Here is a 10584-nt window from a genome sequence, read left to right as displayed (position 1 = left end):
ATTGGCAGAGAGGCACAAACTTTACGCCGGAAGGCGGGCAGGCTCAAACCTGTTCCATGCACAAAAATTAATCATCACGAGCCTTGCCAATTCATTTAATGATAACTATTATCATTTGCATCAAGACAAGGAGGACGCCATGAAATTTCTCTGCCCACGCCACCGCCGGATGTTTGCCAGTCTTTCCCTGAACGAGAAAAATGATCTATGGCTGCTCTGGATGGAATATGCCTTTACCTTCAGCGAAAACCACGATTCCGACAAGCTGGTGGCCGCCACCGGCAGTGCTTTCGATCTGGCGTGCCTGGCCCGCAAACATCACCCGGACTGCATGCAGGTAGAGCTGACCCTGGCGGCGATACTGGTATGCCGGGCGCTGCGCGACCGTGGCGACATCAGCGCCGCCGAGCATGTGCTTTTCCGGGCTCTGGACAGCCTGCAATCCAGCGAGCCCTGCCCGGGTATAACCGGTCGATGCAGCACCGATGAGTGTCTGGAGGTATTGCTGGATCATCGTCGTCATTCGGAATTCTTTGCCGAGTACCTGAACTGGCCCTCGTTCCCGTTCACAACGCCGACAACACGCCCGGCGATGGCCATGCACTGACAGGTTTACGGAGGAGCTATGGGTATGCCCTTCACACGCCCGAACCCGGTTCAGGCGCACAAGATTGAAGATCTGAGCTGGCTGGAGAGCCGGCATCATGATCGGGTTTGCATCAGCATTGATACCAAAAGTCTGGCCAGGCTAATGCAAAACAGGCAGTTGCACGCCGAGGATTTCTCTTGTCTGGATGCGTCCTCCCAGAGCCTGGTTCGTCATCTGCTTCTGGCTTGTCTGCGGCATTCCTGAGCCCGCCGACATCCGGATTCGCAACGTCTGTCTTTTGAACAATTACGACTGCCCGCGTCGCTCCGTCAGGTTACGATGGAGTGCGCCTGACGGTCCGTATTCTCGGCCAACTGCGGTAAGCTGTGGCCCGAGGATTGAATTGTTCATCAGACAAGGAAAACCATGGCCGACTCCACAGCCATTGAACCCGGCTTTCACGCCATCCATGCCAACCATCTGGAAGACCTGCGCCGCGCCGTGGTCTATATTTGCCGGCAGAACCCCATGCCGCCGCTACAGAGCGAGACCTTTCTGGTGCAGAGTAACGGCATTGCCCAGTGGCTGAAGCTGGCGCTGGCGGAGAAGCGCACCGAGGATGGCGTGGAAGGCGGCCTGGGCATTGCCGCCGGCATGGATTTCCTGTTTCCGGCACGGTTCATCTGGCAGGCCTACCGGGCGGTGTTGCCCGACGGCGAAGTACCGGAGCAGTCCCCCTTCGACAAGCGCCGTCTGGTCTGGCGGCTGTACCGATTGTTGCCGGAGCTGGTGGGGCAGGATGAGGCGTTCACACCACTGGCGCGATTCCTGGACGGCCGCGATACCGATCTGCGCAATTTCCAGCTGGCGGAGAAAGTGGCCGACCTGTTCGACCAGTACCAGGTGTTCCGAGCCGACTGGCTGGCGGCCTGGGAGCAGGGCAAGGATGTGGTAATTACCGCTCGGGGCGAGGAGAAAGCCCTGGATGCGGAAACCCGCTGGCAGCCGCTGCTCTGGCGCAAGCTGGTAGCAGATACAGGCAGCGAGGCCCACACCAGCCGCTCGCAGATTCACACCCGCTTTATGGAACAGGGCCAGCGCATCAGCGAACCGGCTAACCCAGCCCGCCTGCCAAGACGCATCGTGGTGTTCGGGGTCTCGTCTTTACCCCGGCAGGCGCTGGAAGCCCTGTATGTCCTGAGCCGGTTCAGCCAGGTGGTACTGTGTGTTCACAACCCCTGCCAGTTCTACTGGGCCGACATCATCAGCGACCGGGAACTGTTAAAAGCCGAACGCAAGCGGGGCGCAGCACACCCGGTGTTGTCGCAAATTGACGACCCGGACCAGTTGCACCAGCACGCCAACCCGTTGCTGGCGGCCTGGGGAAAACAGGGCCGGGACTACATTCGCCTGCTGGATGAGTTCGACAACCCGGACGACTACCGCGCCAGTTTCCAGACGCCGGGCCAGAAGATCGACATCTTCACCGACCATGGCGATGTGGATAACCCCTGCCTGCTGCACCAGTTGCAGAACGATATCCACAACCTGACGCCGCTGCAGGAAATCCGCCAGCAGCAGCGCACGGTGGATCTGACCCGCGACCATTCCGTGGTGTTCCACGACGCCCACGGCCCCCAGCGGGAAGTGGAAATTCTGCACGACCAGCTGCTGGCTGCGTTCAATGCCGATCCGACACTGCGGCCCCGGGATGTGATCGTGATGGTGCCTGACATCAACGTGTACGCGCCCCATATTCAGGCGGTGTTCGGTCGCTACTCGCCGGGCCGCAAGCGCCACATTCCGTTCACCATTTCCGACCAGGGACAGCGCCACCACGAACCCGTGCTGATTGCCCTGGAAACCCTGATGTCATTGCCCCGAAGCCGCTTCGGTGTGAGCGAAATCATCAGCTTGCTGGAAGTAGCCGGCATCCGCGACCGCTTTGACATCAGCGAAGACGACATCCCTCTGGCCCGGCGCTGGGTGGAAGGCGCCAATATTCGCTGGGGCCTGCATGGCAAGCACCGGGAAAGCCTGGACCTGCCGGCAGAGCTGGAACGCAACACCTGGCAAGCCGGGCTGCGCGCCATGTTGCTGGGTTATGGCATGGGCGATGACCAGCCCTGGGGCGGGGTAGAGCCCTATGGTGAAATCGGCGGCCTGCAAGCCAGCCTGGCCGGTCGCCTGGGCGAGTTCGTGCACCAGCTGGAAACCCTGTGGCAGGCACTGCAGGCCACCCGCACGCCCGGTGAATGGGAAGCCCTGTTCTCCGCCATGCTGGAGCAGTTTTTCCACAAGGTGGAAGGCCAGGACCTGCTGTTGCTCAACCGCTTCCGCCGTCAGTTGGAGCAGTGGCTGGACGATGCCCTGGCCGCCGGACTGGAACAGCAACCGCTGCCCCTGAATATCGTCAAGGATGTGCTGCTGCAGGGCCTGGATGAGGGCGGCCTGAACCAGCGTTTCCTGGCCGGCAAGGTCAACTTCGCCACCCTGATGCCGATGCGGGCCATTCCGTTCCGCAAGGTGTGCCTGCTGGGCATGAACGACGGCGATTACCCTCGCTCCCGGCCGCCGGTGGATTTCGACCTGATGGCCCAGGATTATCGGCCGGGGGACCGCTCCCGCCGGGAAGACGACCGCTACCTGTTTCTGGAAGCCTTGTTGTCCGCCCGGGAACAGCTGTACATCAGCTGGGTGGGGCGCAGTATCAGGGACGACTCCGAACGGCCACCCTCGGTGCTCATCGGCCAGTTACAGGACCACCTGAACAGTCTGTGGACCGTGGCGGGGCAATCGGATGGTTCTGTTACCAAGGCTCTGACCACCCAGCATCCGCTGCAGCCTTTCAGCCGGGACTATTTCCCCAGAACCAACGGCGTGGGCGAGGGTGAAGAGACCCAACCCAAACCCCTGGCCGACGTGCTGCAGGCCCGGGGACTGTTCACCTATGAACGGGAATGGCGCAGCGCTCATGCAGTGGATAACCCGGAGCAGAGCCGGGAAGCGCTGCCGTACCAGACGCCCGAAGAGCCCATCAGCCTGAACGAGCTGGCGAATTTCCTGAAAAAGCCCATCGACACCTTCTACCAGCGCCGGCTGCAGGTGCGCTTTGAAGCGGTGGAGGAAGACGACACCGATAACGAAAACTTCGACCTGAACGGCCTGGACCGCTGGCGCCTGGACAACGAGCTGATCCAGGAGGGTGTCGTCAAAGCCGCCAGCGAAGAGGAATTGCACGAACGCCTGGAAGCCACTCTGGACCGCATGGCCCGGCGGGGCGACCTGGGTATGGGGGTGACTGAACATCGCCTGCGCACCGAGCTGGCCGGCCGCCTGCCAGACCTGTTTCAACGCTACCACGGCGCGCTGGCCGAGTGGCCGGAAGCAGTGGCCGAGCCCTTACCGTTCGAGTTTCGGTACTCGGATAGCACAGGCGCAGTGGAGGTGGTCGATTTAATCGACAATCTGCGCTGCAACCCTTCAGGACAACTGTGCCGACTGGTGATCGCCAACTCCGGTCTGCTGACCGGCTCCGGTTACTCGAAAAAAGTCCGCTACGCCAATCTGCTGCGGGACTGGTTGGTTCACCTGGCCGGGCAACTCAGTGGCCAGCCCTATGAAACCGTGATCCTGGGCAAGGAAGAAGGCCGTAAATTCCACTTCCCGGTCATGGCCCCGGAGCAGGCACAAAAGCACTTCGAAGCCATTCTGGGCCGCTGGATGGAAGCCACCACCCGGACCCTGCCCATTCACTGCGAAGCCGGCTTTGCCTGGATCACCAGTTTCTATGGCGGCAAGAAATCTGTCGGCGACCACGAACGGGCCATTAGCGAAGCAGAACAGGCCTATTCCACCGCCCTGGACCGGGACACCGGCTACCTGCTGGGTGCCTTCGAAAGTCCCGAGGCACTGATGGCGAGCGGCGAGTTTGAAGCCCTGCTGAATCAGCTTTATGTGCCTCTGTGGGAAGCCGAACAGGGCAAGTCGGCGGCGGAGCAAATCGGGAGCATGGAATGACGGAACAGAGAACCAACCGAAACCCGAATCTGGACCCACTGGCCCTGCCCCTGAACGGCAGCGCGCTGATCGAGGCCAGCGCAGGCACCGGCAAAACCTTCACCATCGCCATCCTGTATGTGCGCCTGGTGCTGGGCCATGGCCAGGCAGAAGACAGCCCGCTGCAGAACCTGTTGCCGCCTAACCTGCTGGTGGTCACCTTTACCGACGCCGCCACCAAGGAGCTGCGGGACCGCATCCGCACCCGGCTGACCCAGGCCGCCGAGGCGTTTTCCGACGCCGCTGACCACCTCGAACCCACCCCGGAAACCGCACTTATCCACAAGCTGCGGGATGACAGTTACCCGGACCCGGCCAGGTGGCCTGACTGCCGCAAGAAACTGCTGCTGGCCGCCGAATGGATGGACGAAGCGGCGGTATCCACCATTCACGGTTTCTGCAACCGCATGCTCAGCGAACACGCCTTCGACAGCGGCAGCCTGTTCAAGCTCACCCTGGAAACGGACCAGAGCGAACTGCTGGACGAGGTGGCAAGGGATTACTGGCGCACCTTCGTTTACCCCTTACCACCGGCCCTTATGGACGAAGCCCTGAGCCACTGGAAAACCCCCACCGACCTGCGCAAGGCGGTACGTAACCTGATCGACGACCCGGATGCTCTGGGTACACCGCCCCAGAGCGTACACGAAGCCATTGACCAGGTGGTCAGCGAACGGCTCGCGCGGGCCGGTGAACTGAAAGCCCACCCTTGGGCCCAGTGGCAACAGGAAGTCACTGACCTGCTGAACGATCTGAACAAAGGCAAGCGCCTGCATGGCGGCAGCAAGAACGCCATGCTCAAGGTGTGGGAATTTCTGGTCGCCTGGGCCGAATCCGACGAGCTGTTGCCGGAGAAGCTGGACAGCGCTGCCGGTTACAAGAACCAGACCCCCGAGGGTCTGGACAACATCCTGAAAGGCGACGACCAGGCACCCCATCACCCGGCGTTTGACGCCATCGACGCCTTACTGGCATTCGGCCAGAACCCACCCAGTGCCAAGTCCGACATCCTGCGCCACGCCAGCCACTGGATTGCCGGGCGGCTGGAAGCGGAAAAGCAGCAGCGCTCGGAAATGGGCTTTGATGACCTGCTCACCCGCCTGGATGACGCGCTGCATGGCCCCCGCGGGGACCAACTGGCCGCCACCATCCGCCGCCAGTTTCCTGTAGCGCTGATTGACGAGTTTCAGGACACCGACCCGGTGCAGTACCGCATCTTCAACCGGATCTATAACGTCGAAGCCAACCAACCGGACACCTGCCTGCTGATGATCGGCGATCCGAAACAGGCCATCTACGGTTTCCGGGGCGCCGATATCCACACTTACCTGCAGGCCCGCCTGGGCGTGCAGGCACGCACTTACACCCTGGGCAAGAACTTCCGCTCCGCCGAAACCATGGTGAGCGCCGTCAACCGGGTGTTTGAGCACAGCGACCAGTTCAGCGCCAGGGGCGCCTTCCTGTTCGGCAAGGGCGACAGCACGCCGCTGCCGTTCCAGGGCGTCGATGCCAACGGCACCAGGCGGCTGTGGTCGGTGCAGGGTGAAGTCCAGCCCAGCCTGGTGTTCTGGACCCACGAATCCGGTGAAACCGACAAAGAGGGTAACCCCAAGGGCCTCGCCAAGGGCACCGCCACGGCCGAAATGGCCGAAACCTGCGCCAGTGAAATCGCCCGATTGTTGACCCTGGGGCAGGGAAGGGAGGCCGGCTTTGCCTTGCCAGACAGCCCGGATGACCTCGAACCCGTTGAACCCAGAGACATTGCCGTACTGGTGAATAACCGCAACGAGGCCGCTGCGGTGCGGGACGCCCTTGGCCGGCGGCGCATCAAGAGTGTGTACCTGTCGGACCGGGATTCAGTATTGGCCTCACGGGAGGCGAACGAGGTACTGTGCTGGCTGCGCGCCTTTGCCGAACCCCGGCAGTTGGCCTTCATCCGCTCCGCGCTGGCCACACCGACCCTGGGCCAGAGCTGGCAGGCACTGGATCGGCTGCTCACCGACGAGCTGATACTGGAACGGCAAATCGAGCGCTTCCAGCGCTACCAGCAACAGTGGCAGAGCCAGGGCGTACTGCCCATGCTGCGTAGTTTTCTGATGGACTTCGAGGTTCCCGGCCGCCTGCTGCAACGCCCTGACGGTGAGCGAAGACTGACTGACATCCTGCACATCGCCGAACTGCTGCAGCAGGACAGCCTGCAACTGGACGGCGAACATGCCCTGGTGCACCACTTCACCCAGATCCTGCGGGCGGCAGACGAAGAAGACGAACACCGCACCCTGCGCCTGGAAAGCGACGCCGGTCTGGTAAAAGTGATCACCGTGCACAAATCCAAGGGCCTGGAATACCCGCTGGTATTCCTGCCCTTCGGCACCGCCTTCCGGGCAGAGAACCCGAAGCAGGCGTATGTTCGCTACCACGACGACACCGGCAAGCTGGTGACCGTGTTCGATCCGACTCCGGAAGACATTGAAAGGGCCGACCAGGAACGCCTGGGCGAGGACATCCGTAAACTCTATGTGGCCCTGACGCGGGCCCGGTTTGCCACCTGGGTGGGCGCGGCGGCTGTGGATAACTGGTATCAGAGCGGCCTGGGCTATGCGATTGCCGGAACACCGGAGCAGTCCATCAGCCAGGCTCTGGCCTCACTGGCCCAGGGCCGCCCGGAAATCCGGATTTCCCCGCTGCCGGAAGCCGGAAACACAATATTCACCGAAATGGCCCCGGACGCCCTGGGCCCGGCGCTGATCTCCACGCGGGAAGCGAAGGAAGACTGGTGGATCGCCAGCTACTCCACCATCGAATACACCGGCATGACCGGCACCGGTATTACCTTCACCGGCGAGGTGGAAGACGCCCAGACCCAGAACCTGCTGGAAGAAAGCGCCCAGAATGACACCGGGGAGGCCCCCGCCGTACCCGCCGTACGCAACCACCATCATTTCCCCAAAGGCGCGGGACCCGGCACCTTCCTGCACGAATTGCTGGAATGGTGCACCGCCCAGGGCTTCCAACGGGTTGTGGATAACCCGGAGCTGTTGCACGAGCAGCTGGCCCGCCGCTGCTCCACCCGGGGCTGGGGCGACTGGATCGAGCCCCTTCAACAGTGGCTGTTGGGGCTGATCCGCAAACCACTGCGACTGGATCGCAATGGCCAGGATGCCGCCAGCCTGGCGCAGTTGGCCAATCTGCGCCCGGAGCTGGAGTTCTGGTTTGAAAGCCGTAACGTCAGCATCCATACACTGGACAAACTGGTCACCCGTTACACCCTGAACGGCGCGGACCGGCCCCGGGCCGAGGCCAACCGCTTCAATGGCATGCTCAAGGGCTTTATCGACCTGGTGTTTGAACACAAGGGGCAGTATTACGTGCTGGACTACAAATCCAATGCTCTGGGCGAGGACGACGACGCCTACACCGACCAGGCCATGGGCCAGGCGATTCTGGACAAACGCTACGACCTGCAATACATCCTCTACCTGCTGGCCCTGCACCGGTTGCTGAAGGCCCGTTTACCGGGATACGACTACGACCAGCACATTGGCGGCGCGGTGTACCTGTTCCTGCGAGGGGTGAACTCCGCCAGCGGCGGCGCCTTTACCGACAAGCCCCCCAGGGTGCTGATCGAACAACTGGACGCCCTGTTCGATGGCGAGCCGGTGTCCGGGGAGGTGGCTGCATGAGCCGTACCCGCCATACCGAAAACCAGTTTGCCCTGGACCTGGGTGACGACACGCCAGTGAACCGGGCGGCCACAGAATCACCGGAGGCTGTGGATAACTCCCTGCTGCTGGCCCATCCTGACGACACCGAGGCGCTGTTAGGGCAATGGCAACAGGCCGGCTGGATTCGCCCGCTGGATACCGGCTTTGCCCGGCTGATCAGGGAACTCAGCGAAGAGCAGGGCGAAGGCCCGCAACCACTGGTGCTGCTGTTGGCGGCACTGACCTCGCACCAGGTGGGCCGGGGGCATGTGTGCATTGACCTGGCCACGCTACTCGACGATGCCGGCCAGACCCTGGCGCTGCCGCCGGAAGAACCGGCCAATACCGGCCTGTCTGAGAGCGAGGTGGCCAACCTGCAAGGGCGTTATCCACAGGAACTGCTGTCACGGGTACAACTAACCGATTGCCTCACAGCCCTGCAGGGTTCTCTGGCCGTGAGCGATGGCTCCGTGCCGGCACCGCTGGTACTGAACGGCACCCGACTGTACCTGCGCCGGTTCTGGCGTTACGAACAACGCATTGCCGAGGGCATACAGCAACGACTGGCCTTGCCATCGCCGCTGGCCGACCCGCAATCGGCGGCCTCGCAAACCTTATCCACAACGCTCAGCAAACTGTTCCGGTCCACAGAGTCGGTGGATTACCAGAAACTAGCCTGCGCCCTGGCCGCCCGTAACCGCTTTGCCGTGATCACCGGTGGCCCGGGTACCGGCAAGACCACCACCGTGGTGAATCTTCTGGCAGCCCTGCAGGCCGTGGCCGGGGAAAGCCCGGAACGGGCAGGGCGCAAGTACCGTATCCGCCTGGCCGCACCCACCGGCAAGGCCGCCGCCCGGCTGAACGAATCCATTGGCGGTGCGGTCAGCAAGCTGCCACTGGCCGACCTGCCCGGCTCCGTGAAACTGGAGGACATTCCCACCAAGGTCACCACCCTGCACCGGCTACTCGGTAGCCGGCCAGACACCCGCCAGTTCCGACATCACCGAGACAATCCGTTACTGGTGGATATCCTGGTCATCGATGAGGCATCCATGGTGGATGTCGACCTGATGGCCTCAGTATTCGATGCCCTGCCCGCCAGCGCTCAGCTGATCCTGCTGGGCGACAAGGACCAGCTGGCCTCAGTGGACGCCGGTGCGGTGCTGGGGGAACTGTGCCAACGGGCCCTGGACGCCCACTACACGCCGGATACTGCCCGTTGGCTGGCAGCCATCACCAGCGCGCAGGTGCCGGATAGCCTTGTGGATAACTCCGGCCAGCCACTCGACCAGGCGGTGGCGATGTTGCGCAAGAGCTACCGCTTCGGACAGGACAGTGGTATCCGTCAACTGGCAGAATCCGTAAACTCCAGCGAGCTCACCAGCCAGGTACTGGGTCAGATCCGGGACGCCGGGTTTGATGATGTAATCTGGCTGAACGGCCAAACACCAAAACCCGATCCGGATCAGACACTTGAGCTGATCTGCCACCACGCCATCACCGGCTCACCGGAGGCTTTCCGCAACTCCGGCCAGGGCCGGGTGGTGAATGGCCAGGCGCTGCCAACACCGGTAGGCTATCGCCATTATCTGGAAGTTATCCACAGCTGTGATTTGACCGCCGGCAGTCCCCGGGAAGCCTGGGATGCCCACGCCGCTGAGGTGTTGGAAGCCTTCAACGATTTCCAGGTGCTGTGTGCGTTACGCAAAGGCCCCTGGGGCGTGGAGGGCTTGAACCAGCGTATCGCCCAGAAGCTGCTGGCTGAAAAACTGATCGACAAAACCGACGGCTGGTACGCCGGCCGGCCGGTGCTGGTCACCGGCAACGACTACAACCTCGGCCTGATGAACGGGGATATCGGCCTCACCTTCAGTGTACCCTGGGATAAGACCGAAACCGGCGAGCCAAAAACGACCCTTCGGGTGGCCTTCCCGAGCGGTGACAGCACCGGCGGCATTCGCTGGATTTCCCCCAGCCGTTTGCAACAGCTGGAAACGGTATACGCCATGACGGTGCATAAGTCCCAGGGTTCCGAATTCAACCACACCTGTCTGGTGCTGCCGGATCGCCTCAGCCCGGTACTGACCAAGGAACTGGTGTACACGGGCATCACCCGGGCCAAGAACTGGTTCAGCCTGATTACCGGCGATGCGCAGGTGTTCAAAGACAGCGTGAGCCAACAGGTGGTGCGGGCTTCAGGACTGGCGCTTCGGCTCGGGGAGCAATAGCCCC

Annotated in this window: 5 protein-coding genes; all 5 read left to right on the top strand. The window is 62.3% G+C overall.

The features are described 5' to 3' along the window. Positions 1-139: 139 nt before the first annotated feature. On the top strand, positions 140-607 hold the full coding sequence (locus C7436_RS12495; protein WP_022992633.1) for a hypothetical protein: 468 nt from the start codon (positions 140-142) through the stop codon (positions 605-607). Between the two features lie 24 nt (positions 608-631). Continuing rightward, positions 632-853 (top strand): hypothetical protein, encoded by a 222-nt coding sequence (locus C7436_RS12490; protein ID WP_147232528.1) that lies wholly within the window; start codon positions 632-634, stop codon positions 851-853. A gap of 162 nt (positions 854-1015) precedes the next feature. Further along, positions 1016-4609, top strand: a complete 3594-nt coding sequence (gene recC / locus C7436_RS12485; RefSeq protein ID WP_121208028.1) for an exodeoxyribonuclease V subunit gamma — start codon at positions 1016-1018, stop codon at positions 4607-4609. Next, positions 4606-8331: an exodeoxyribonuclease V subunit beta gene (recB, locus tag C7436_RS12480; protein ID WP_121208027.1), complete on the top strand. Its 3726-nt coding sequence runs from the start codon at positions 4606-4608 to the stop codon at positions 8329-8331. The genes recC and recB overlap by 4 nt, the downstream gene beginning before the upstream one ends. Then, positions 8328-10580 (top strand): exodeoxyribonuclease V subunit alpha, encoded by a 2253-nt coding sequence (gene recD / locus C7436_RS12475; protein WP_121208026.1) that lies wholly within the window; start codon positions 8328-8330, stop codon positions 10578-10580. Before recB ends, recD begins: the two co-directional genes overlap by 4 nt. Positions 10581-10584: the final 4 nt, after the last annotated feature.

Source organism: Marinobacter nauticus, from assembly GCF_003634635.1.
Lineage (GTDB): Bacteria > Pseudomonadota > Gammaproteobacteria > Pseudomonadales > Oleiphilaceae > Marinobacter > Marinobacter nauticus.
This window is presented reverse-complemented; position numbering and strand designations above follow the sequence as displayed.